Annotated in this window: 20 protein-coding genes; 13 read left to right on the top strand and 7 right to left on the bottom strand. The window is 67.6% G+C overall.

Features of this window, described 5'->3' with window-relative positions; translation table 11 throughout:
• Nucleotides 1-187 precede the first annotated feature (187 nt).
• Nucleotides 188-4,072 carry a DUF3683 domain-containing protein gene (locus tag QM772_RS15085; RefSeq protein ID WP_415137860.1) on the bottom strand — a complete coding sequence of 1,295 codons (3,885 nt, stop codon included), beginning with the start codon at nucleotides 4,070-4,072 and terminating at the stop codon, nucleotides 188-190.
• Between the two features lie 52 nt (nucleotides 4,073-4,124).
• Nucleotides 4,125-5,354 carry a phosphoglycerate dehydrogenase gene (serA, locus tag QM772_RS15080; protein WP_415137858.1) on the bottom strand — a complete coding sequence of 410 codons (1,230 nt, stop codon included), beginning with the start codon at nucleotides 5,352-5,354 and terminating at the stop codon, nucleotides 4,125-4,127.
• Between the two features lie 227 nt (nucleotides 5,355-5,581).
• On the opposite strand from serA, the gene ugpQ reads away from it, so the two are divergent.
• On the top strand, nucleotides 5,582-6,325 hold the full coding sequence (gene ugpQ / locus QM772_RS15075; RefSeq protein ID WP_415137856.1) for a glycerophosphodiester phosphodiesterase: 744 nt from the start codon (nucleotides 5,582-5,584) through the stop codon (nucleotides 6,323-6,325).
• On the opposite strand, the gene QM772_RS15070 is transcribed toward ugpQ, so the two are convergent.
• On the bottom strand, nucleotides 6,322-6,594 hold the full coding sequence (locus QM772_RS15070) for a hypothetical protein (protein WP_415139612.1): 273 nt from the start codon (nucleotides 6,592-6,594) through the stop codon (nucleotides 6,322-6,324). The genes ugpQ and QM772_RS15070 overlap by 4 nt on opposite strands.
• 78 nt (nucleotides 6,595-6,672) lie before the next feature.
• Between QM772_RS15070 and hemA the strand changes: the two genes are divergently transcribed.
• The 12 genes from hemA (at nucleotide 6,673) to prmC (ending at nucleotide 17,389) form a co-directional block, all read left to right on the top strand.
• The gene (gene hemA, locus QM772_RS15065) at nucleotides 6,673-7,953 is read left to right on the top strand and encodes a glutamyl-tRNA reductase (protein WP_415137854.1); all 1,281 of its coding nucleotides are present in this window, start codon (nucleotides 6,673-6,675) and stop codon (nucleotides 7,951-7,953) included.
• A 105-nt stretch (nucleotides 7,954-8,058) separates the two neighbouring features.
• On the top strand, nucleotides 8,059-8,286 hold the full coding sequence (locus QM772_RS15060) for a BrnA antitoxin family protein (RefSeq protein WP_415137852.1): 228 nt from the start codon (nucleotides 8,059-8,061) through the stop codon (nucleotides 8,284-8,286).
• 94 nt (nucleotides 8,287-8,380) lie between these two features.
• Complete coding sequence (locus tag QM772_RS15055; protein ID WP_415137850.1) at nucleotides 8,381-8,938, top strand: GspH/FimT family pseudopilin; 558 nt, start codon at nucleotides 8,381-8,383, stop codon at nucleotides 8,936-8,938.
• Between the two features lie 24 nt (nucleotides 8,939-8,962).
• Entirely contained in the window at nucleotides 8,963-9,538 is a 576-nt protein-coding gene (pilV, locus tag QM772_RS15050) for a type IV pilus modification protein PilV (RefSeq protein ID WP_415137848.1), read from the top strand.
• Nucleotides 9,535-10,284 (top strand): PilW family protein, encoded by a 750-nt coding sequence (locus QM772_RS15045; RefSeq protein WP_415137846.1) that lies wholly within the window; start codon nucleotides 9,535-9,537, stop codon nucleotides 10,282-10,284. Before pilV ends, QM772_RS15045 begins: the two co-directional genes overlap by 4 nt.
• A 3-nt stretch (nucleotides 10,285-10,287) precedes the next feature.
• Nucleotides 10,288-11,007, top strand: coding sequence for a hypothetical protein (locus QM772_RS15040; RefSeq protein ID WP_415137844.1), 720 nt, complete (start codon nucleotides 10,288-10,290; stop codon nucleotides 11,005-11,007).
• Nucleotides 11,008-11,032: 25 nt separating this feature from the next.
• The gene (locus QM772_RS15035) at nucleotides 11,033-14,245 is read left to right on the top strand and encodes a PilC/PilY family type IV pilus protein (protein ID WP_415137842.1); all 3,213 of its coding nucleotides are present in this window, start codon (nucleotides 11,033-11,035) and stop codon (nucleotides 14,243-14,245) included.
• Between the two features lie 14 nt (nucleotides 14,246-14,259).
• The gene (locus QM772_RS15030) at nucleotides 14,260-14,676 is read left to right on the top strand and encodes a type IV pilin protein (protein ID WP_415137840.1); all 417 of its coding nucleotides are present in this window, start codon (nucleotides 14,260-14,262) and stop codon (nucleotides 14,674-14,676) included.
• A 39-nt stretch (nucleotides 14,677-14,715) separates the two neighbouring features.
• On the top strand, nucleotides 14,716-15,798 hold the full coding sequence (prfA, locus tag QM772_RS15025; protein WP_415137838.1) for a peptide chain release factor 1: 1,083 nt from the start codon (nucleotides 14,716-14,718) through the stop codon (nucleotides 15,796-15,798).
• Nucleotides 15,799-15,833: 35 nt separating this feature from the next.
• The gene (locus QM772_RS15020) at nucleotides 15,834-16,073 is read left to right on the top strand and encodes a hypothetical protein (protein WP_415137836.1); all 240 of its coding nucleotides are present in this window, start codon (nucleotides 15,834-15,836) and stop codon (nucleotides 16,071-16,073) included.
• A gap of 43 nt (nucleotides 16,074-16,116) precedes the next feature.
• The gene (locus tag QM772_RS15015) at nucleotides 16,117-16,488 is read left to right on the top strand and encodes a BON domain-containing protein (protein WP_415137834.1); all 372 of its coding nucleotides are present in this window, start codon (nucleotides 16,117-16,119) and stop codon (nucleotides 16,486-16,488) included.
• 76 nt (nucleotides 16,489-16,564) lie between these two features.
• Nucleotides 16,565-17,389, top strand: a complete 825-nt coding sequence (gene prmC / locus QM772_RS15010; protein ID WP_415137832.1) for a peptide chain release factor N(5)-glutamine methyltransferase — start codon at nucleotides 16,565-16,567, stop codon at nucleotides 17,387-17,389.
• On the opposite strand, the gene QM772_RS15005 is transcribed toward prmC, so the two are convergent.
• From QM772_RS15005 to QM772_RS14990, 4 genes are read right to left on the bottom strand one after another with little or no spacing between them, the layout of a single operon-like run.
• Nucleotides 17,369-18,292: a class I SAM-dependent methyltransferase gene (locus QM772_RS15005; RefSeq protein ID WP_415137830.1), complete on the bottom strand. Its 924-nt coding sequence runs from the start codon at nucleotides 18,290-18,292 to the stop codon at nucleotides 17,369-17,371. The two genes, prmC and QM772_RS15005, sit on opposite strands and share 21 nt — an antisense overlap.
• Nucleotides 18,289-18,849 (bottom strand): DUF1415 domain-containing protein, encoded by a 561-nt coding sequence (locus QM772_RS15000; protein ID WP_415137828.1) that lies wholly within the window; start codon nucleotides 18,847-18,849, stop codon nucleotides 18,289-18,291. The genes QM772_RS15005 and QM772_RS15000 overlap by 4 nt, the downstream gene beginning before the upstream one ends.
• Nucleotides 18,846-20,045: a CynX/NimT family MFS transporter gene (locus tag QM772_RS14995; RefSeq protein ID WP_415137826.1), complete on the bottom strand. Its 1,200-nt coding sequence runs from the start codon at nucleotides 20,043-20,045 to the stop codon at nucleotides 18,846-18,848. Before QM772_RS14995 ends, QM772_RS15000 begins: the two co-directional genes overlap by 4 nt.
• The gene (locus QM772_RS14990) at nucleotides 20,042-21,265 is read right to left on the bottom strand and encodes a deoxyguanosinetriphosphate triphosphohydrolase family protein (protein ID WP_415137824.1); all 1,224 of its coding nucleotides are present in this window, start codon (nucleotides 21,263-21,265) and stop codon (nucleotides 20,042-20,044) included. The genes QM772_RS14995 and QM772_RS14990 overlap by 4 nt, the downstream gene beginning before the upstream one ends.
• Nucleotides 21,266-21,269 lie beyond the last annotated feature (4 nt).

The raw sequence follows: 21,269 nt of genomic DNA, 5'->3' as shown, positions 1-21,269 counted from the left end.
TTTTTCTGGCCGGGACGGCTCATAGGGTGTGAACGAACCCCGCGTGCCCGAAAGGAGTGCCCGGACTCGTCCGATCAAGGCGCAAGCAAGGCACAGCCATGGCTCGCGCCATGGCGGGCATTTGCAGCGCGGAGCGGGCGGGTTCGGGCGCCCAAGGCGGGCAGGTGGGGTTCGTTCACACCGTCTCTCAGACCAGCACGCGCTCGATCCCGCCCGCGTTGGCCTTGTCCACGTAGTCGCGCATCCAGTCCTCGCCCAGGATGTGGCGCGCCATCTCGACGACGATGTAGTCGGCCTCCAGCAGGCCATTCGTCAGGTCGTCCTCGTAGCGCTTGAGGCCCTGCAGGCAGCTCGGGCAGCTGGTGAGGATCTTGACGTTGCCCTGCCCGCCCACGGCGCCGCTGGCGCGCAACGCCGCTTCGCCCTTGCGGATTTCCTCTTCCTTGCGGAAGCGCACCTGGGTGGACACGTCGGGCCGCGTCACGCCCAGCGTGCCGCTCTCGCCGCAGCAGCGGTTGCTTTTCAGCACCTGCTCGCCCACCAGCGCCTTCACCGTCTTCGTGGAGTCCTGCTGCTTCATCGGGTTGTGGCAGGGCTCGTGGTAGAGGTACGCGCCCTGGCTGGCCGCTGGCAGCGTGATGCCTTTTTCCAGCAGATATTCGTGGATGTCGATGATGCGGCTGCCGGGGAAGATCTTGTCGAATTCATAGCCGGCGATCTGGTCGTAGCAGGTGCCGCAGCTCACCACCACCGTCTTGATGTCGAGGTAGTTCAGGGTGTTGGCCACCCGGTGCAGCAGCACGCGGTTGTCGGTGATCATCTTGTCGGCGCGGTCGTTCTGGCCGCTGCCGCGCTGCGGGTAGCCGCAGCACACGTAGCCGGGCGGCAGCACGGTCTGCACGCCGGCGTGCCACAGCATGGCCTGCGTCGCCAGGCCCACCTGCGAGAACAGGCGCTCGGAGCCGCAGCCGGGGAAGTAGAACACCGCCTCGCTGTCCACCGAGGTGGCCTGCGGGTCGCGGATGACGGGCACGTAGGCGCGATCCTCGATGTCGAGCAGCGCGCGCGCCGTCTTCTTGGGCAGGCCGCCGGGCATCTTCTTGTTGACGAAGTGGATCACCTGCTCGCGCAGGGTCGGCGCGCCGACGGTGGCGGGCGGGTGCCGCGTCTGCCGGCGGCCGGCGACCTTGAGCAGATCGACCGCCGCGCGCTGCGCCTTGAAGGCCGCGCCGGTCATGGCGGCGCGCGTGGCGTTGATGACGCGCGGGTCGGTCGCGTTGAGGAAGAACATCGCCGCCGCGTTGCCGGGCCGGAACGACTTGCGGCCCATCTTGCGCAGCAGGTTGCGCATGTTCATGGTGACGTCGCCGAAGTCGATCTTCACCGGGCAGGGCGAGAGGCACTTGTGGCACACGGTGCAGTGGTCGGCCACGTCCTCGAACTCCTCCCAGTGCTTGAGGCTGACGCCGCGGCGCGTCTGCTCCTCGTACAGGAAGGCCTCGACCAGCAGCGAGGTGGCCAGGATCTTGTTGCGCGGGCTGTACAGCAGGTTGGCGCGCGGCACGTGGGTGCTGCACTCGGGCTTGCACTTGCCGCAGCGCAGGCAGTCCTTGACGGAGTCGGCGATGGCGCCGATGTCGCTCTGCCGCAGGATGATGGACTCGTGCCCCATCAGGCCGAAGCTGGGCGTGTAGGCATTGGTCAAATCGGCCCGTAGCGCCCGTCCAGCAAGCGCCGGCAGCTCTTTATTCCGTAGCAATTTGCCGCGGTTGAAGCGGCCTTCGGGATCGACCTTCTGCTTATAGGCGGCGAACGGCGCCAGCTCGGCGTCGCTCAGGTATTCGAGCTTGGTGATGCCGATGCCGTGCTCGCCGCTGATCACCCCATCCAGCCCGCGCGCCAGCGCCATGATGCGGTCCACCGCCTCGTGCGCGGTTTGCAGCATGGCGTAGTTGTCGCTGTGCACGGGGATGTTGGTGTGCACGTTGCCGTCGCCCGCGTGCATGTGCAGCGCCACCCACACACGGCCCTTGAGCACGCGCTGCTGCACCTCGCCCAGCGCCTTCATCAGCGGCTCGAAGTCGCTGCCGGTGAAGAGGGCGCGCAGCGGCTCGCGGATCTGCGTCTTCCAGCTCGCGCGCAGGCTGTGGTCCTGCAACTGCGGGAACAACTCGTCCACGCGCGCCAGCCAGTCCTGCCACAGGGCGCGCGTCTCGCGCACCACGGCGAGGGCCTGGGCCACCTTCTCCTCCAGCAGCTCGGGCGAAGGCGGCTCGCCGCCCTCCTCCGACTGGCCCAGCGGCAGCTGGCCGCGCGACAGGAAGCGCTCCAGCTCGCCCGCCAGCTCGATCTTGTTGCGCAGGCTCAGCTCGATGTTGATGCGCTCGATGCCGTCGGTGTACTCGGCCATGCGCGGCAGCGGGATCACCACGTCCTCGTTGATCTTGAAGGCGTTGGTGTGGCGGCTGATGGCGGCGGTCTTCTTGCGGTCGGCCCAGAACTTCTTGCGCGCGTCGGCGGCCACGGCGGTGAAACCCTCGCCCGAGCGCGAGTTGGCGATGCGCACCACCTCGCTGGCGGCGCGGGCCACGGCGTCGGGGTCGTCGCCGGTGATGTCGCCGATCAGCACCATCTTGGGCAGGCCGCCGCGTTTGCTCTTGGTGGTGTAGCCGACGGCGCGCAGGTAGCGGTCGTCCAGGTGTTCAAGCCCGGCCAGCAGCACACCCGTGCGCCGGGCTTCGGCGAACATGAAGTCCTTGATCTCGACGATGCTGGGCACCGCGTCCTTGGCGTGGCCGAAGAACTCCAGGCAGACGGTGCGCGTGTGCTCGGGCATGCGGTGCAGCACCCAGCGCGCGCTGGTGATCAGGCCGTCGCAGCCCTCCTTCTGCACGCCGGGCAGGCCGGCGAGGAACTTGTCGGTCACGTCCTTGCCCAGGCCGGCCTTGCGGAAGGTGGCGCCGGGGATGTCCAGACGCTCGGCGCGCAGTGCCTTCTGGCCGCTGGCGTCGGAATACCTCAGCTCGAAGCTGGCCATCTCAGCGTCGTGGATCTTGCCCAGGTTGTGATTCAGCCGCGTGACTTCCAGCCACTCGCCCTCGGGCGTGACCATGCGCCAGCTCGCCAGGTTGTCCAGCGCGGTGCCCCACAGCACGGCCTTCTTGCCGCCGGCGTTCATGGCGATGTTGCCGCCGATGCAGCTCGCCTCGGCGCTGGTGGGGTCGCAGGCGAACACCAGGCCGGCGGCCTCCGCCGCGTCGGCCACGCGCTGGGTCACCACGCCGGCCTCGGTGTGGATGGTGGGCACCTCGCGGTCCAGCCCCGGCAGGCGGATGCGCTCCACCGCGCCCAGGGTGATGAGCTTCTCGGTGTTGATGACGGCGCTCTTCCAGTCCAGCGGAATGGCGCCGCCGGTATAGCCGGTGCCGCCGCCGCGCGGGATGATGGTCAGGCCCAGCTCGATGCAACCCTTGACCAGCGCGGCCATCTCGGCCTCGGTGTCGGGCGTGAGCACCACCAGCGGAAATTCGACGCGCCAGTCGGTCGCGTCGGTCACGTGGCTGACGCGCGAGAGGCCGTCGAACTTGATGTTGTCCTTGTGCGTGTGCTTGGCTAAAGACCGCGCGGCGCGGCGGCGCAGCTCGGCCACCTTGGCGAACGAGCGGTCGAAGGCCTCCACCACGCGGCGCGCGGCCGCCAGCAGCTCGCCCACCATGGCGTCGCGCGCCGCATCATCCTGCGGCGTGCGGCGCTTTTCGACCTCCGCCAGGCGGTGGTGCAGCGCCTCCACCAGCAGGCGGCGGCGCTGCGGGTTGTCCAGCAGGTCGTCTTGCAGATAGGGGTTGCGGCGCACCACCCAGATGTCGCCCAGCACCTCGTACAGCATGCGGGCGGAGCGGCCGGTGTGGCGCTCGCCGCGCAGCTGCGCCAGGATCTCCCAGGCGCGCGCGCCCAGCAGGCGCAGCACGATCTCGCGGTCGGAGAAGCTGGTGTAGTTGTACGGGATCTCGCGCAGACGCGCGGGCTCGGCGGCCTGCGCTGTCAGCGCCGCCAGCGCTAACGGGACGTTCATCGTGGGGAGCGGTCGGCCCGCGTGGAATCGGGCCTGTGATTTTACTGGGGGGCTAGAACAGCACGCGGCAGCGGATGGTGCCCGGCACCTCCACCAGCCGCTGCTGCGCCAGCTCGGACGATTCGGCGTCCACGTCGATCACCACGTAGCCCACCTTCTCGTTGGTCTGGAGGTACTGCGAGGAGATGTTGATCTGGTTGTCGGCGAACACCTGGTTGATGGCCGAGAGCACGCCCGGCACGTTGCGGTGGATGTGCAGGATGCGGTGCCGGCCGGGGTGCGCGGGCAGCGCCACCTCGGGGAAGTTCACCGAGGTGATGCTGGTGCCGTTGTCGCTGTACTTGACCAGCTTCTCGGCCACCTCCAGCCCGATGTTGGCCTGCGCCTCCATGGTGGAGCCGCCGATGTGCGGCGTGAGGATGACGTTGTCCAGCCCGCGCAGGGGCGACTGGAACTCGTCCTTGTTGCTCTTGGGCTCGGTGGGGAACACGTCGATGGCCGCGCCCAGCAGCCGGCCGGCCTTCAGCGCCTCGGCCAGCGGATCGATGCGCACCACGGTGCCGCGCGAGGCGTTGATGAGGATCGCGCCCGGCTTCATGGCCGCCAGCTCGGCCTCGCCGATCATCCACTGCGTGGACGGCAGCTCGGGCACGTGCAGGCTGACGATGTCGCTCTGCGCCAGCAGGGCTTGCAGCGACGGCGCCTGGCGCGCGTTGCCCAGCGGCAGCTTGTTGACCACGTCGTGGAAGACCACCTGCATGCCCAGGCCCTCCGCCAGCACCGAGAGCTGCGTGCCGATGGAGCCGTAGCCGACGATGCCCAGCGTCTTGCCGCGGATCTCGAAGGCGTTGTCGGCGCTTTTCAGCCAGCCGCCGCGGTGCGCCGCCGCGTTCTTGGCCGGCACGCCGCGCAGCAGCAGGATGGCCTCGGCCAGCACCAGTTCGGCCACCGAGCGGGTGTTGGAATACGGCGCGTTGAACACGGCGATGCCGCGCTCGCGCGCCGCCTCCAGGTCGATCTGGTTGGTGCCGATGCAGAAGGCGCCCACGGCCACCAGCTTGGGCGCGGCGGCGAACACCTCGGCCGTGAGCTGCGTGCGCGAGCGGATGCCGACGAAGTGCGCATCGGCCAGCTTGGCGCGCAGCTCAGCGCCCTCCAGCGCGCCGGGCAGCGCCTCGATCTGCGAGTAGCCGGCGCCGCGCAGCACCTCCAGCGCCGAGGCGTGGATGCCTTCGAGCAGCAGGAACCTGATCTTGCTTTTGTCCAGGGAAGTCTTGGCCATGCGGGGCGTCACCAGAGCGAAAGCCGGCTATTGTGCACCGCAGCAATAGCCCTGATCGGCTCCGCCCTATGCCGGCGCGCGGGGTCGTCCCCGGCGGCTTCAAGCCCGTGGCGCCGCCTTGCACCGCTGCGGCGAAATCACCGGCCCGCGCATCGAGTCTTGATGCATACTATCCGTTTGATAGCTGCCAGCGCTTGATGGACGGGCGCTGGAGGCCGATTTGACCAATGAACCCTTCCGCCTGGCCCTACCCGTTCTGGATCGCCCACCGCGGCGCCGGCAAGCTGGCGCCCGAGAACACGCTGGCCGCCTTCCGCCTGGGCGCGCGGCACGGGTGGCGCATGTTCGAATGCGACGCCAAGCTCTCGGCCGACGGCGTGCCCTTTCTGCTGCACGACGCCACGCTGGAGCGCACCACCAGCGGCCAGGGCACGGCCGGCGAGCGGCCCTGGGCCGAGCTGGCGCAGCTCGACGCCGGTGGCTGGCATTCGCGCGCCTACGCCGGCGAGCCGATCCCCACGCTGGCCAACGTCGCCCGCTGGTGCCAGGCCAACGGCCACCTGCTGAACATCGAGATCAAGCCCACGCCCGGACAGGAGGCCGCCACCGGCCGCGCCGTCGCCGAAGCCGCCGCGCGCCTGTGGCGCCAAGCTCCCGTGCCGCCGCTGCTGACCTCGTTCAGCCCCGAGGCCCTGCACGCCGCCCGGCAGGCCGCCCCCCATCTGCCGCGCGGGCTGCTGCTGGACACGCTGTGGGCCGGCTGGTCCGACGCCGCCCAGCGCCTGGGCTGCGCCGCCCTCGTCTGCAACCATGCCCTGTGGGACGCGGCGCTGGTCGCCCAGGCCGGGGCGCTGGGGCTGCGCCGCCTGTCCTACACCGTCAACGACGAATGGGCGGCCGAGCGGCTGGTCGCGCTGGGCACCGACGGCATCATCACCGACCAAGTGGCGCTGTTCAGCCCGGCAACCTAACGCCGCCGCGACAGCCAGGCCTGGCTGGCCGCGCAGGCCAGCACCAGCGCCGCGTAAGTCAGCATCCGGCCGTCGTGGCCCGTCAACGCCAGGCCGGCCAGCAGAACCGCCAGGCCAACTACAAAATTAATAGCTGCCTGCGCAAGCAGGACGCGCGCCGGAGCCCATTTTCTTTCAACAACCCGGGCCAGCGCCGCCAGCCCGGCCGCGACGAACAGCGCCGGAGCCAGAAAGCCCGCGACGTGCCAGACGAAGTCCATGAAGTCCATGCGTGGATTCTTGATGCCGGTCAAGTCCGCGGCGGTTCGCCCGCCACGGAATGTTGCCGAATTTTATAATTCGCCCTCATGACCGTCTGGGCATTGGGACTGAACCACAACACGGCGCCGCTGGATCTGCGCGGCCGTTTTGCGTTCGCGCTCGACCAGATGGCACCGGCCCTGCAGGGCCTGCGCACCTCGCATGCGCGGCACCCGGAGGCCGCCATCCTCTCCACCTGCAACCGCACCGAGGTGTATTGCGCGTCGGACAACGCGCAGGTCGACCACACCCTGGGCTGGCTCGCACGCGCGGGCGACGTGCCGGCCGACGCGCTGCGCGACCACACCTACGTGCTGCAAGACGGCCACGCCGCCCGCCACGCCTTCCGCGTCGCCAGCGGACTCGACAGCATGGTGCTGGGCGAGCCCCAGATCCTGGGCCAGATGAAAAGCGCCGTGCGCGCCGCCGAGGAGGCCGGCGCCCTGGGCAGCACGCTGAACCAGCTCTTCCAGCGCAGCTTCGCCGTCGCCAAGGAGGTGCGCAGCTCCACCGAGATCGGCGCGCACTCCATCAGCATGGCCGCCGCCGCCGTGCGGCTGGCCGGCAACCTGTTCGAGGACCTCGGCCGCATCAGGGTGCTGTTCGTCGGCGCCGGCGAGATGATCGAGCTGGCCGCCACCCACTTCGCGGCCAGGAGCCCCGCCGCCATCGCCATCGCCAACCGCACGCTGGAGCGCGGCGAGAAGCTGGCCAGCCGCTTCGGCGGCGAGGTCATGCGCCTGGCCGACCTGCCCGAGCGCCTGCACGAGTTCGACGCCGTCGTCAGCTGCACCGCCAGCACCCTGCCCATCATCGGCCTGGGCGCCACCGAGCGCGCGCTCAAGAAGCGCCGCCACCGCCCCATCTTCATGGTGGACCTGGCCGTGCCGCGCGACATCGAGCCCGAGGTCAAGCAGCTCGGCGACGTGTACCTCTACACCGTGGACGACCTGGCCCAGGTGGTGCAGACCGGCCAGGCCAGCCGCCAGGCCGCCGTCGCGCAGGCCGAGGCCATCATCGACGCCGGCGTGCAGAGCTTCATGCACTGGATGGGCCAGCGCGACCCCGCCGCCGGCGTGGTGCCGCTGATCCGCCAGCTCAACGCCCAGGCCGACGAATGGCGCGCCCTGGAACTGGCCCGCGCCCGCAGGCGCCTGGCCAAAGGGGAGGACGTCGAGGCCGTGCTCGATGCCCTCTCGCGCGGGCTGACGCAGAAGATGCTGCACGGGGCCATGGCCGAGCTGCACGCCGCCGACCCGGGCAGCCGCGAACAAACCACGCACGCCATCGAGCGGCTGTTTCTGCGCGGGAAGATTTCAGCCGACTGATCTCCTCCCTCGCGCCTGTTGCTCCGCGACGGGGAAATCGTTCGCATCATCTCCGCCCGGAAAGCCACGAAATCCGAAGCCCGCCACTACACGCGAGGTTGAACCATGAAAGCCGAATACGATTTCTCCCGCATGCGCTCGCGCAAGAACCCCTATGCGGCCAAGCTCAAGAAACCCGTCTCCATGCGCCTGTCGGAGGACGTGGTCGATTATTTCAAGGACATGGCCAACGAGGCGGGGGTGCCCTATCAAAGCCTCATCAACCTCTATCTGCGTGATTGCGTCATGACGCATCGCAAGGTGCGCATCGCCTGGCCCGCCGCCAAGGCCTGATTCGCCAAGATCGATGTAACCGCTTGTCACCCTCCGGGCGCCGCTCGTCCAGCGGCGGATGCAGGGAGCCTTGAGCCGGCCTAGCATGCCCGGCATGGAACATCCGCCCATTGCCCCTGGCAAGCGCAGGCCCCTGGCATCGCGCGGCTTCACGGCCATCGAGTTGATGGTCGTCATTGCCATTGTGGCGATTCTGGCCGCGCTCGCCCTTCCTAGCTTCAACAATCTGATCAAGAAATGGCAGCTGAATCAGGACATCAACGCCCTGATCGATACCATCTATTTCGCGCGCAGCGAAGCGGTCAAGTGGGGCGGCAACGTACAGATCGCCAGGCTCCCGAACTCGGCCAGTTGCACAACGGGCAGCAACGATGAATGGAGTTGCGGTTGGCAGGTGGTACTCACCTCGATTCCCAGCGGCGCCGTTGGCGTTCCCGCTGACGGCGTCCTCAAGCGCGTGCAGGCCAACGAAAAGAACTTCATCTACGCGCCCAGCAGCAGTTCAACACTCAGCCTGAACCGCTGGGGCAACCCAGGTGCCGGCTACAACATCCACATCCTGCACAAGAAGGGTGGCAGCGACTTGACCTTGGATCAGTACCTGTGCCTGTCGTCCGGCGGGCGCCTTCGCCAGGCCGACAGTTGCTCTTGATCCCGACCTCGCAAGAGACAACCCATGCACATCTCATCGCACATCCACGCTCCTGCGAAGCGCCAACGCGGCGCCACGCTGATTGAGTCGCTTGTTTCGTTGATCATCCTGGCCATTGCCATCATCGGCATGCTCGGCGTGCAGGCACGCACGCTGATGGACACCAACACTGCCGCCGGCCGCACCCAGGCCATGCTGCTGATCGACGACCTGTCCGAACGCGTCAAAGCCAACCCCGACAGCTACGCCGCGCTGGCCAACTACGTTTTCGACGACACCCGCGCGGCGGGCTCGACCGACTGCACGGGCAGCGCGTGCAACGCGGCGGCGCTGGCCGCCTACGACCTCGACCGCTGGCAGGAGAACTTCCAGGCCACCATGCCCGGCGCCAAGGTTCAAACCTTCATTTCGTCGGACAACGACGCCACCACCACCGGCAACCGTCAACTTGGCGTGCTCATCGGCTGGACGTTGCGCGAGAAAAACACCGATGCCTCCTCCGACTACCTCAGGAACTTCATCGTGCCCACCGCCAACGTGAACAGCGGCGTTGCATGCTGGTCGGGCTACATCTGCCACCTCGCCTACATCGAACCATGAACACCTTGCCTTATCGTTCGCGCGCACGCCTGCGACAGGCGGGCATGACGCTGGTCGAGTTGCTGGTCGCCATCACGATCGGCCTGTTCATCATCGGCGCGGCCCTCATGGTGTTCCAGAGCACCAGCGGCATAGGCCGGCAGATTTCCGAGCTGACACAGATCAGGCAGGAGGGGGCGCACGCCTTCCGCGTCATCGGCAAGCAGGTGCGCGAGGCCGGTTCGGTCGAGCCTGAATACATCGTCGACAACAACAACTTCCGCTTCAGCGCCTACACCTGGGTGAACGGCACGTCTATTGCCAATTGGTCGCCGCCGAACGGCGCCGATTTCCTCAGCATCTCGCAACAGCAGCAGAGCAGCACCGTTTACACGGATCTCATCCGGAACTGCCTGGGCGAGACAGTCACCAGTTCGAATCGCCGCAGCGACTTCTACCTCAACAATGGCAACCTGATGTGCGTCACCGGCTCGAACACCGGTGGCCAGCCCGTCATCAGCAACGTCAACGCCTTCAAAGTGCGCTACCGCGTGCGTGTCAGCGACACCACCAAGCAATTCGTCGACACCCCCACGGACTGGGCGCTGGTCGATGCCGTCGAGGTGTGTCTCGACCTGGTGGGCACCAAGGCCACGCCGACCAATGGCGCCAACTACACCGACTGCGAGGGCACCAGCGTCAGCCGAAGTGATCGCCTGCACGTGGTGCAGCGCAATTTGTTCACCGTGTTTTCCGCCCAGAGGTGAATCATGCGCGCCCCCAAGAAAAAACAGACCGGCATTTCATTGTTCATCGTCATGGTGATCGTGCTGCTCACGGCCATCGCGGTGGCCATGGGCTTCAAAAGCTCGCAGTTCAACGAAACCGTCACCGGCAACACGGCCGAATACCAGCGCGCCTACGAAGCTGCGCAAGCCTTGGTTCATGATGCCGAACTGGACATCATGACGCAGAGTGCCACCGGCAGCCTGTGCTCGGGCACCAATTGCAGGGAATACGGCAGCATTGCCGATGCCGATACAGACAGCGGCGGCAAAATGTATTTCCCCATGCCCGACGATCTTTCCAACGTACAGGCCGGTCTTTATCTCAGCAAGAAAAGCGGTGGAACCGGGTGCATCTCAGGCATTTGCTACCCCCTGCTCAACTCGAGCAATCAGCCCTATGCATTCTGGGACGATGCCACGGTGGTCGCCAACCTGAAAAAGCGTGCCGCGCATTATGGACAATTCACGGGCGGCACCTACGGCAGCACCAGTGACAAATCCAACCCGCGCCTGAACAGCAGCAACTCCTGGTACTGGGTTGAGATTCTGCCCTACGACGCCTCGTCGGGCGTTTTTTCCGGCACCGAACTGGCACCCACCGACATGAACGTGATCTACCGCATCACGGCCCTGGTCGAAGGCACACGAAATACACGCTCGGTAGTCCAAAAGATCGTGGTTGGCAAGAAGGCCAGCAGCTAATTAGATATGAATGGTGAGGTGTAACATGAAAAAATTCCAGACTTGCAAGCTTTGTGCCGCATTGAGTGCCTGTGGCCTGCTCACGGCACTGCCCGCCATGGCCGCACAATTGACGCTGGCGCAAGCACCCGCAGGCTCCGTCACCGTGGTGCCGCCGCCGCCGAATTTGATTCTCACGCTCGATAACTCCGGGAGCATGAGTGACAACAAAGATGGCCAGACGCTTTCTCGCTTCGACAACTTGAAGGCGGCCCTGGTGACGGCCTTTTCGTCGGCCAATGTGCCTGCGAACTCCATTCGCCTGGGCTGGAATACATTGAATGACTGGACGAAAAGCAAGGTAACCTATAGTTGCTCGTCGTTCTCTTCGACTGCAAATAGTTGTGGCGCACAAGGAAACATCGTTCGACCTTTGACCGAGACACATCGAGCAAATTTCATCAACTGGGTCAATAATGTATTTAGCTCCACCGGCAGCACGCCAACGCATAATGCATATCAAAAAGCCTTGTCGCAGTTCGATATTGCATACACCAACGTCAACAGCCCCTGGGCAGAAGTACCCGGCACCGAGGTAGGCGATTACCTGACCTGCCGCAAATCCTATGTCATGCTGCTGACGGATGGTGAATATAATGTGGCTCAAACCACCGCAGTAAAACTCAACTCGTCAAACGATCTCGACTCCGTCACACGAACACTGGGAGATGGGAAGACCCCTTATCCGCCGGCTGACTCCAATTCCGCCAACATCTATAAACAAACCCAGTCAAGTAGCACTACTTACTCCAATACCCTGGCAGATCTGGCCTTCCACTACTGGGCCAAGGATGCTGATAGCATCGCCAGCAATAACAACGTGAAAACCCTGGAGAGGATCACGCAGAGCGAGAATGGCATCGAACCGTTCTGGAACCCCAAGAACGACCCGGCCACCTGGCAGCATGTGAGTACCTACACCATTGGTTACGGCACCACGGCCTCCGGCTGGGCGACGAGCCCCAAGATGACCGCCGGCGAAACGCTGTATGACAGCGCAGACTTGAAGAAGCTCATGCTGGGCACGCTGAGCTGGCCCAACAACACTTGGAGCACCCAGCACAAGTACATGGAAATGATGCACATGGCCATCAATGGCCGCGGCAAGTTTTATCCGGCCACGAGCCAGGAGGAGTTGGTGGCGGCGCTCAAGGATCTGCTGGTCGACGTGGGCTACGTGCCCGAGGAGCAGGTCACGTCGGCCACAGGCAGCACGCTGTCGGCCTACAGCGAATCCACGGCTTTCTATACTTCATACGATTCCGAGAAATGGTCGGGCGACGTGACGGCGGTGACCCTCAAGGCACAGGGCGGCGTGAACACGGCGAGCAAGCCCTGGGGTGACAACACGGCAGCCAGCCTGCTCGATGCCAGGACGGCGAGCGGCCGCGCCATCTTCACCTCGCAGATCAACCTGACGGGCTCGGTCCCTGCATGGACGGGCAGCACCTTCGCGTGGGCGAACCTGAGCACCGATCAGCAGACGGACTTGCGCGGCACGGCTACCGTGGATACCACCACCACGGCCCTGGGGACGGGGCGGCTCAGCTACCTGCGTGGCGACCGCACTGGCGAAGGCACGACCTACCGTGAGCGCAAAACGGTGCTGGGCGATATCGTGAACTCCAACGTCTGGTTCATGAAAGGTGTGCCCAATGCGGGCTACCCGGCCGCGGATTATCTGGACTTCACCCAGCAGCAGCAGCAGGCGAACCGAACCGATGCGCTGTTCGTGGGTGCTAATGATGGCATGCTGCACGCCTTCGACGCCGACGACGGTCAGGAACTGTTTGCCTATGTGCCGCTTGGCGCCTATGCCAACCTCGCCAGCCTGACGAGCACGACTTATTCGCATAAATATTTCGTCGATGGCTCGCCGTTCACGGCCGACTACTGCAAGGCTTACACTGGAACCGCATGCAGTACGTGGGGAACAGCGCTGGTAGGCTTCATGGGCGCGGGTGGCAAGGGCTTCTTCATGCTGGACGTGACCGACCCGACTTCGATGTCGGCATCGAAGGTGCTGATGGACACCACGACGGGCTACCTGCCGGGAAGCAAAACCGCCGATCCTGACATCGGCTACATCACCCAGAAAGCGGTGACGGAAAAAGGCAACCTGCTGGCCACGCGCCAGATCTCGCGCATGAACAACGGCAAGTGGGCGCTGGTAACAGGCAACGGCTACAACAGCACCGACGAAAAAGCCGTGCTCATCATTCAATACCTGGATGGCAGTACACCCAAGAAGATCTACGCCACAACCACTGCCGGCCTGGGCAACGGCCTGTCGGCCCCGCGCCTGATCGACCTGAACGGCGATGGCCTGCCCGACGTAGCCTATGCAGGCGACCTGAAGGGCAACCTGTACAAGTTCGACTTGGCCAGCACGGATGCGAGCAATTGGGGGGTGGCGGGTGGCAAAGCCATGTTCACGTCTGTAAACGATAGCGGTGCGGTGCAGCCCATCACCACGGCGCCGGTCTACCAGGTTCATCCAACCAAGGGCCTGATGGTGGTGTTCGGCACGGGGCAGAGCCTGACGGTGGCCGACCGCTCCGACATTTCCGTACAGTCGTTCTATGGCCTGTACGACTTCGGCTTCAGTCTCGACAGCGATTCCACCAAGGCCTACAAGGCGGGCGGCGTGACGGTGGCAGCCCCGGCGGACATGAGTCAGACCACGTGGAACCCGTTGCCGGGCACACGCAGCAGCGCCATGCTGAAACAGACCATAAACAGCGCCGGCACGATCACCAGTCGCGCCCTGGATGTGGCGGCTGACGGGGTGGATGAAATCGGCACCACCTATCGGGGCTGGTATTTGGACTTGCCTTTGGAGCGCGAACGCGTGGTGCGCAACCCCAGGTGGTTCGATGGCGACTTGCTGGACTTGCTTTCCGACATACCGGCAGTAGCCCCGGTGACCAGCAATCCCTGCGATGCGGTGGACACGTCTCCCGCCGCCTACTACACCACCGTGCTCAATGCCGTGACGGGCAATGCGCCAGCGGCCGACGTGTGGGCGGACACCACGGGCATCAACCGTGCCGAAGGGGAACTGGGCGCGGTGGAAACGCGCACGAACACCGCGTCCTTCTCGACCTGCGTGGGAACGGATTGTGACAGCAGCGACCCCGAGGTGCGCAAGCTGCTGGGCCGCTACTTCAAAGCGCCCAGTTGGCGTCAGATGCAATGAGAAGGAACGACGACATGCGACGCAGGACTCTTGGGCAAGATGGTTTCACGCTGATCGAAGTGATGATCGTCGTGGCGATCATCGCCATCTTGGCGGCCATCGCCCTGCCGGCCTACAGCGAATACGTCAAGCGCGGCAAGCGAGCGGACGCCAAGGCTGGCCTGCAGGCGGCAGCGGTTTGGCTGGAGCGCGTCTCCACCTCGACCGGTGCCTACCTGCCATCGGGCAGTTCGCTGCCTGCTGAATTGCAGTCGGTGCAGTCGAACGCCTACGCGATCTCCTACTCCAGCGCCGATGGCACCAGCTACACACTCACGGCGACGGCGCAGGGCGGCCAGACCAGCGACAAGTGCGGCAACTTCACGCTGACCAATACCGGTGCGCAGGGCGTCACGGGCTCCCTGACCGCCGCCGAGTGCTGGAGCAAATAGCCCTCTGAAGCGGCGACAATCAGGGGTTTCGCCAGCCCCATGAAACCCTTTCTCCGCGCCCAGCTCGCCCGCCACGCCGACCGCCTGGCCGAACTGGATTTTTTGCTGGCCCAGCCCGACGTGATGGCCGACATGGGCCAGTTCATGAGGCTCTCGCGCGAGCACACCGAGGTGGCCGCGGTCGCCGGGCGCTGGGCGCGCTTTCAGCAGCGCGAAGCCGACCTGGCCGAGGCGCGCGATCTGCTTCATGAGCCCGACATGGCCGACATGGCCGGCGAGGAGATCGCCGCTGCCGAGGCCGAATTGGCCGAACTGGAGGCCGAATTGCAGCGCATGCTGCTGCCCAAGGACCCCGACGACGCGCGCAACGCCTTCGTCGAGGTCCGCGCGGGCACGGGCGGCGACGAATCGGCCCTGTTCGCGGGCGATCTGGCGCGCATGTACACGCGCTACGCGCAGGCGCAGGGCTGGCGGGTGGAGGTGATGAGCGAATCGCCCGCCGAGCTGGGCGGCTACAAGGAGGTGGTGCTGCGCATCGAGGGCGCGGATGCCTACGGCTGGCTGCGCTTCGAGTCCGGCGGCCACCGCGTGCAGCGCGTGCCGGTGACGGAGACGCAGGGGCGCATCCACACCAGCGCCGCCACGGTGGCGGTGATGCCCGAGCCGGACGAGGCCGAGGCCGTCACGCTGAACCCGGCCGACTTGCGCATCGACACCTTCCGCGCCAGCGGCGCGGGCGGCCAGCACATCAACAAGACCGATTCGGCGGTGCGCGTGGTGCACCTGCCCACGGGCATCGTGGCCGAGTGCCAGGACGGCCGCAGCCAGCACGCCAACAAGGCGCAGGCGCTGCGCGTGCTGCAGGCGCGCTTGCAGGAAAAAGAGCGCAGCGAGCGCGCCGCCAAGGAGGCGGCCACGCGCAAGGGCCTGATCGGCAGCGGCGACCGATCGGACCGCATCCGCACCTACAACTTCCCGCAGGGGCGGGTGACGGACCACCGCATCAACCTCACGCTGTACAAGCTGCCGCAGGTGATGGAGGGCGACCTGGCCGACGTGCTGGCGGCGCTGCGCGCGGCGCGCGAGGCGGAGCAGATGGCGGAGCTGGAGGTGAACGCCTGAGAGACATCGCTCGGCAAACGGGCTAGACTGCTCGTATGGAAAACGTCGATAACCTGGTGATCGAGCACCTGAAGAAGATTCAGGCCGAGCAGTCGTCGGCGCGTGAACGCGATGCGGAAATACCGCGACGCCTGTCGCAGATCGAGCTAGGCATTGCCCGCATCGCCCGCGATTCAGGCGAGAACTACGCGGAAATCATCGAGGATCGTCACACAGTCGATAAACTCAAGGAGCGCATAGAACGCATTGAGCGCCGACTGGAAATCAATGGCTGACAAGACCGCCTCCGGGCGGTTTTTTCATCGAGGAACGAACGCCATGCGCACACTCCCTTCCCTTCTGCTGTCGGCCCTGGCCGCTGCCTTGCTCACCGCCTGCCAGGGCGGCACGCCCTGGGGCGCCACGCCTCGGCAGATTCCGCTGCCGCAGGTGCCGCGGCTGGAGGAGATTCCGGCCCACGTCGAGGCCGGCACCACCGCTGGCGCACAGCGCATCGCCGAGCGGGTGCGCGCGGCACTGGCGGCCGAGCCGGGGCTGGCCGGCGCGCAGTTGGGCGTGGAGGGTTTCGAAGGCGGCGTGATGGTGCTCAGCGGCACGCTGCCCAGCGCCGACGCGCGCGTGCTGGCCGTGCGCACGGCGCGCGGCATCGCCGGCGTGCGCGACGTGGTGGACCGCATGAGCGCGCCGTGATCGACTGCGTTTTTCATAGCCGAATCGGCCTCCAGCGCCCGCCCAGCAAGCGCCAGAAGCTATATCTAATATAGCAATGGACACCCTGGCCGCCGCCCTGCGCCAGTTGCAATCGCGCGGCCTGCCCAGGCTGGAGGCGCAGATGCTGCTGCTGCACGCCCTGGGCCAGCCCGCGCATGCGCGCGCCTGGCTGCTGGCACACGACGCCGACCCGCTGCCGCCCGACGCGGCCGCGCGCGTGCGGGCGCTGGCCGCGCGCCGGCTGGGCGGCGAGCCGGTGGCCTATCTGACGGGCGAGAAGCACTTCCACGGCCTGTGCCTGCACGTGGACGCGCGCGTGCTCGACCCGCGCGACGACACCGAGACGCTGGTGGACTGGGCGCTGGCGCTGCTGCCCGCCGGCGCGCCTTGCCGCGTGCTCGACCTGGGCACCGGCAGCGGCGCCATCGCCCTGGCCGTCGCCCACCAGCGGCCGCGCGCGCGGGTGACGGCGGTGGACGCCAGCGCCGACGCGCTCGCGGTGGCGCGCGGCAACGCGGATCGGCTGGGGCTGGCGCTGGACTTGCGGCGCGGCGACTGGTGGGCGCCGGTGGCGGGCGAGCGCTTCGACCTGGTCGCCAGCAACCCGCCCTACATCGCCGAGGGCGACGCGCACCTGCCCGCGCTGGCGCGCGAGCCGCGCCAGGCGCTGGTCAGCGGCGCGGACGGGCTGGACGACCTCCGCCGCATCGTCGCCGGCGCATCTGCGCACCTGGCGCCGGGCGGCTGGCTGCTGCTGGAACACGGCTGGGACCAGGCGGCGGCGGTGCGCGGCCTGCTGGCGGCGGCCGGCTTCACGCAGGTGCAGTCGCGGCGCGACCTGGGCGGCGTGGAGCGCTGCTCAGGCGGGCGCTTCGACTGAGAGCGCCGGGAAGCGCTGCGCCAGCAGCTCTTGCAAACCGAACTCGTCCAGCAGCGCGCGCAAGCGCTCGGCGGCGGCGCGCTGGCGCTGGCCCATCCAGCGGGCGATGATCAGCTCGTTCTTCAGGCTGTGCTCCCAGCCGACCAGCTCGGTCACCGTCACCGCGTAGCCCTGCGATTGCAGATACAGGCAGCGCAGCACGTTGGTGAGCTGGCTGCCGATCTCGCGCGTGTGCAGCGGGTGGCGCCACAGCTCGGCCAGCGGCGTGCGCGCCAGTTGCAGGGCCTTGTGCCGGCGCAGGCTGGCGGCCACCTCGGCCTGGCAGCAGGGCACCAGCACCATGGCCTGCGCGCGCTTGGCCAGGCCGAAGGCGATGGCGTCGTCGGTGGCGGTGTCGCAGGCGTGCAGCGCGGTGACGACGTCGATGCGCGCGGGCAGCGCGGCGTCGTGCGCCGAGTCGGCGGCGCTTTCGTTCAGGAAGCGCATGCGCTCGAAGCCCAGGCGCTGCGCCAGTTCGCGCGAGCGCCGCACCAGCTCGGGCCGCGTCTCGATGCCGTAGATGACGCCGTTGCCGTGCGGTTTGAACCACAGGTCGTACAGGATGAAGCCCAGGTACGACTTGCCGGCGCCGTGGTCGGCCAGCGTCAGTGCCTGGCCCTCGGCGGGCGTCAGCTCGTTCAGGATTTTTTCGATGAACTGCACCAGGTGCTCGACCTGCTTGAGCTTGCGGCGCGAGTCCTGGTTGAGCCGGCCGTCGCGGGTGAGGATGTGCAGCTCTTTCAGCAGTTCCAGCGACTGGCCGGGGCGCAGTTCGGCCACTACGGTGTTTTCAGTATGTTTTAGGCCGCTAGCGCCCGTCTGGTGCGCGCCGGCAGCTATCGATTTCGATGCAGATGATTTCATGGCTCTTGCTCCGAAGCGCCGACGTTCAACGCCACCCACCCCTCGGCACCCAATTTTTCCAGCGTCGCCATGTTGGCCTCATAGATCGTGCTGGCCTCGGGGAAGGCGGCGACGGCGCGGTCGATGCTGGCCTCGCGCAGCAGGTGCAGCGTAGGGTACGGCGCGCGGTTGGTGGCGTTGGTGATGTCGTCCTCGGCGGTACCGGCGAACTGAAAGCGTGGGTGGAACGGGGCGATCTGCAAGATGCCGTCCAGTTCCAGATCGATCAGCACGGCATCAGCCTCGCCCAGGAAGTCGTTGAAGTCCAGGAAGACGGCGAACAGGCGCGGCGCCATTAGCAGCGTGGTTTCGCGCTCGGCGGCATCGAGGGCGGCCAGCGCCTGCAATTCAGTGCGCAGCAGGGCCAGCAGTTCATCGGGCTCGGCGCCGCCGTACACGGCGTAATGGATCTGGCCCTTGGCGTGCGGCGCCTTGGCGAAGGGGCACAGGTTCAGGCCGATGACGGCGCGCTCCAGCCAGCGGCGGGTGTCGGCGATGACGGTGTCGGGCGCGGTCATGCTGCGTTCAGCCGGCGGCCGATCAGCCACGCCATCAGCGCGCCGCAGAGGCAGGCGGCGCCGGTCACCACCCAGGTCAGTTGCCAGCCGCCCGCGCGGCTGGCCACCCAGGCCGCCAGCGGCGGGCCGCCCACCTGGCCGAGGGCGGACCACTGCATGATCCAGCCCACGGTGGTGGACACGGTGCGGTCGCTGGGCGCCAGGCGCGGCGCCAGCGCGAACAGGCTGCCGGGGATCAGGCCGCCGACGGCCGAGAACAGCAGCGCGCCGGCGTAGCGCGGCAGCGCCAGGTGCTGCGTGGGCACGCCGTAGGCGAGGAAGGCGCCCAGCGCCATGGCGCCGAAGCCGGCCCACAGCAGCGTGCGCGGCGCCACCCCGGCCGACAGCAGCCGGCCGGCGGCGACGTTGCCGACGATGTTGACCGCCGCCACCAGCGCCGTCAGCACCGCGCCCAGCGCGCCGCCCCAGCCCGACTGGGCGTAGAGCGAGGGCAGGAAGCCGATCACCGCCAGCCACTGCGCGGAATAGAAGCAGAAGGTCAGCGCCGCCAGCCAAGGCCCGCCGCAGCCCAGCGTGCTGCCCAGGCGCGCGCCCCAGCCGTCCGCGTGCACGGCGGCGCGGGGCGGGTCGGCCGGCACGCGCGCCTGCACGGCCAGCGCCATCACGCCCGACAGCAGCGCGATCAGCCACCACCAGCCGGGCCAGCCCGCCCACCCCAGCACGGCCGGGCCGCACAGCAGCGCCAGCGCGGTGCCGAAGGGCATGAAGGCGCCCCAGAAGCCGAGCATGCGCATGGTCTGCGTGGGCGGCACGCAGCGGCGCACCAGGCTGGGCGCGGGCACGGTGGCCAGCAGAAAGCCCAGCCCCTCCAGCGCGCGCAGCGCCAGCAGCGTGCCCGCGCCGCGCGCCCAGCCACCGGCCAGCCCGGCGGCGAACAGCAGCGCCAGGCCGATGGTCATGCTGCGCTTGAGGCCGATGCCATCGGCCGTCAGCCCGGCGACGATGCCCAGCGCCATGGTGGCGAGTTGCACCAGCGACAGCAGGAAGCCCGCCTGCACCAGCCCGATGCCCAACTGCTGCTGGAGCACGGGCAGCGCGGGCGGCAGCTTGGCCACGTGCATGGCGGCGGCGACGCCGGCGAGGATGACGACCCAGGCGGCGCCGGCGTGCGGGTGCTGCGATGGCACTGCGCTCATGCCAACAAACGCCGGCCCGTCAGCCGCTCGTGCTCGCGCAGGGCGAAGCGGTCGGTCATGCCGGCGATGTAGTCGGCCACGGCGCGCTCGCGGTCGGCACGGGCGGCGAACTCGGGCCGCAGTTCGTTTGGCCGCGCGCAGTAGGCGGCGAACAGCTCGCGCACCGCCTGCTTGGCCTGGTCGGTGGTGTGCACCACCTGCGGGTGGCGGTAGAGGTTGGCGAACAGGAAGCGCTTGAGCGCGGCCGACTGCGCGCGCATCTCGTCGCCAAAGCGCACCAGCGGGCCGGCGCAGCGGGCCTCGTCGGCGCTGGCGGGCGCGGCCGCTTGCAGCGCGGCGCCGGTGGCGTCGATCACGTCGTACACCTGGGCCGACAGCATGCGGCGGATGGACTCGTACAGCACGCGGCGGCCCTGCAGGCCGGGATGCTCGTGCTGCGTGGCGTGCAGGAAGCGCGCGAACAGCGGCACCTCGGCCATCTGCGCCAGCGTGAGCAGGCCGGAACGCACGCCGTCGTCGAGGTCGTGCGCGTTGTAGGCGATCTCGTCGGCCAGGTTGGCGAGCTGCGCCTCCAGGCTGGGCTGGGTGCCGTGGAAGGGCCCCCACGCTGCCCCGCTGTCGCGTGGTTCGCTGCCCCCCGAGGGGGCCGTCCCTGCCTTGGGGCGGCCCGGCGGCAGGAAGCGGCGCCCCACGCCGCCGGGCTCGGCCGCCTCCAGCCGGCGCGCGTTGGCGGCCGAGCAGTGCTTGAGGATGCCTTCGCGCGTCTCGAAAGTAAGGTTCAGCCCGTCGTGGCCGGGGTAGCGGTGCTCCAGCTCATCGACCACGCGCAGGCTTTGCAGGTTGTGCTCGAAGCCGCCGTGCGCGGCCATGCAGTCGTTCAGCGCGTCCTGCCCGGCGTGGCCGAAGGGCGTGTGGCCCAGGTCGTGCGCCAGGGCGATGGCCTCGGTCAGGTCCTCGTTCAGGCGCAGCGCGCGGGCGATGGAACGCGCGAGCTGCGCCACCTCCAGCGAATGCGTCAGGCGCGTGCGGAACAGGTCGCCCTCGTGGTTGAGGAACACCTGCGTCTTGTAGACCAGCCGGCGGAACGCGGTGGAGTGGACGATGCGGTCGCGGTCGCGCTGGTAGGCGTTGCGGGTGGGCGCGGGCGTGGTCGGGTGGCGCCGGCCGCGGGTGTGCGCCGGGTCGCTGGCGTACGCGGCCAGCGCACCGGGCTTATGCATCAAA

The organism is Ottowia sp., from assembly GCF_047601385.1.
GTDB lineage: Bacteria > Pseudomonadota > Gammaproteobacteria > Burkholderiales > Burkholderiaceae_C > Ottowia.
The sequence above is the reverse complement of the archived record's forward strand: the minus strand, read 5'-3'. Positions and strand labels throughout refer to the sequence as shown.

Excerpts from the sequence above, each read along its gene's own strand:
- QM772_RS15045 (WP_415137846.1), top strand. The coding sequence starts at position 9,535 with ATGAACACCTTGCCTTATCGTTCGCGCGCACGCCTGCGACAGGCGGGC.
- prmC (WP_415137832.1), top strand. The coding sequence starts at position 16,565 with ATGGACACCCTGGCCGCCGCCCTGCGCCAGTTGCAATCGCGCGGCCTG.
- QM772_RS15060 (WP_415137852.1), top strand. The coding sequence starts at position 8,059 with ATGAAAGCCGAATACGATTTCTCCCGCATGCGCTCGCGCAAGAACCCC.
- QM772_RS15055 (WP_415137850.1), top strand. The coding sequence starts at position 8,381 with ATGGAACATCCGCCCATTGCCCCTGGCAAGCGCAGGCCCCTGGCATCG.
- hemA (WP_415137854.1), top strand. The coding sequence starts at position 6,673 with ATGACCGTCTGGGCATTGGGACTGAACCACAACACGGCGCCGCTGGAT.
- QM772_RS15040 (WP_415137844.1), top strand. The coding sequence starts at position 10,288 with ATGCGCGCCCCCAAGAAAAAACAGACCGGCATTTCATTGTTCATCGTC.
- QM772_RS15085 (WP_415137860.1), bottom strand. The coding sequence starts at position 4,072 with ATGAACGTCCCGTTAGCGCTGGCGGCGCTGACAGCGCAGGCCGCCGAG.
- prfA (WP_415137838.1), top strand. The coding sequence starts at position 14,716 with ATGAAACCCTTTCTCCGCGCCCAGCTCGCCCGCCACGCCGACCGCCTG.
- QM772_RS15035 (WP_415137842.1), top strand. The coding sequence starts at position 11,033 with ATGAAAAAATTCCAGACTTGCAAGCTTTGTGCCGCATTGAGTGCCTGT.
- QM772_RS15020 (WP_415137836.1), top strand. The coding sequence starts at position 15,834 with ATGGAAAACGTCGATAACCTGGTGATCGAGCACCTGAAGAAGATTCAG.
- pilV (WP_415137848.1), top strand. The coding sequence starts at position 8,963 with ATGCACATCTCATCGCACATCCACGCTCCTGCGAAGCGCCAACGCGGC.
- QM772_RS15000 (WP_415137828.1), bottom strand. The coding sequence starts at position 18,849 with ATGACCGCGCCCGACACCGTCATCGCCGACACCCGCCGCTGGCTGGAG.
- QM772_RS15005 (WP_415137830.1), bottom strand. The coding sequence starts at position 18,292 with ATGAAATCATCTGCATCGAAATCGATAGCTGCCGGCGCGCACCAGACG.
- QM772_RS15070 (WP_415139612.1), bottom strand. The coding sequence starts at position 6,594 with ATGGACTTCATGGACTTCGTCTGGCACGTCGCGGGCTTTCTGGCTCCG.
- QM772_RS15015 (WP_415137834.1), top strand. The coding sequence starts at position 16,117 with ATGCGCACACTCCCTTCCCTTCTGCTGTCGGCCCTGGCCGCTGCCTTG.
- QM772_RS14995 (WP_415137826.1), bottom strand. The coding sequence starts at position 20,045 with ATGAGCGCAGTGCCATCGCAGCACCCGCACGCCGGCGCCGCCTGGGTC.
- QM772_RS14990 (WP_415137824.1), bottom strand. The coding sequence starts at position 21,265 with ATGCATAAGCCCGGTGCGCTGGCCGCGTACGCCAGCGACCCGGCGCAC.
- ugpQ (WP_415137856.1), top strand. The coding sequence starts at position 5,582 with ATGAACCCTTCCGCCTGGCCCTACCCGTTCTGGATCGCCCACCGCGGC.
- serA (WP_415137858.1), bottom strand. The coding sequence starts at position 5,354 with ATGGCCAAGACTTCCCTGGACAAAAGCAAGATCAGGTTCCTGCTGCTC.
- QM772_RS15030 (WP_415137840.1), top strand. The coding sequence starts at position 14,260 with ATGCGACGCAGGACTCTTGGGCAAGATGGTTTCACGCTGATCGAAGTG.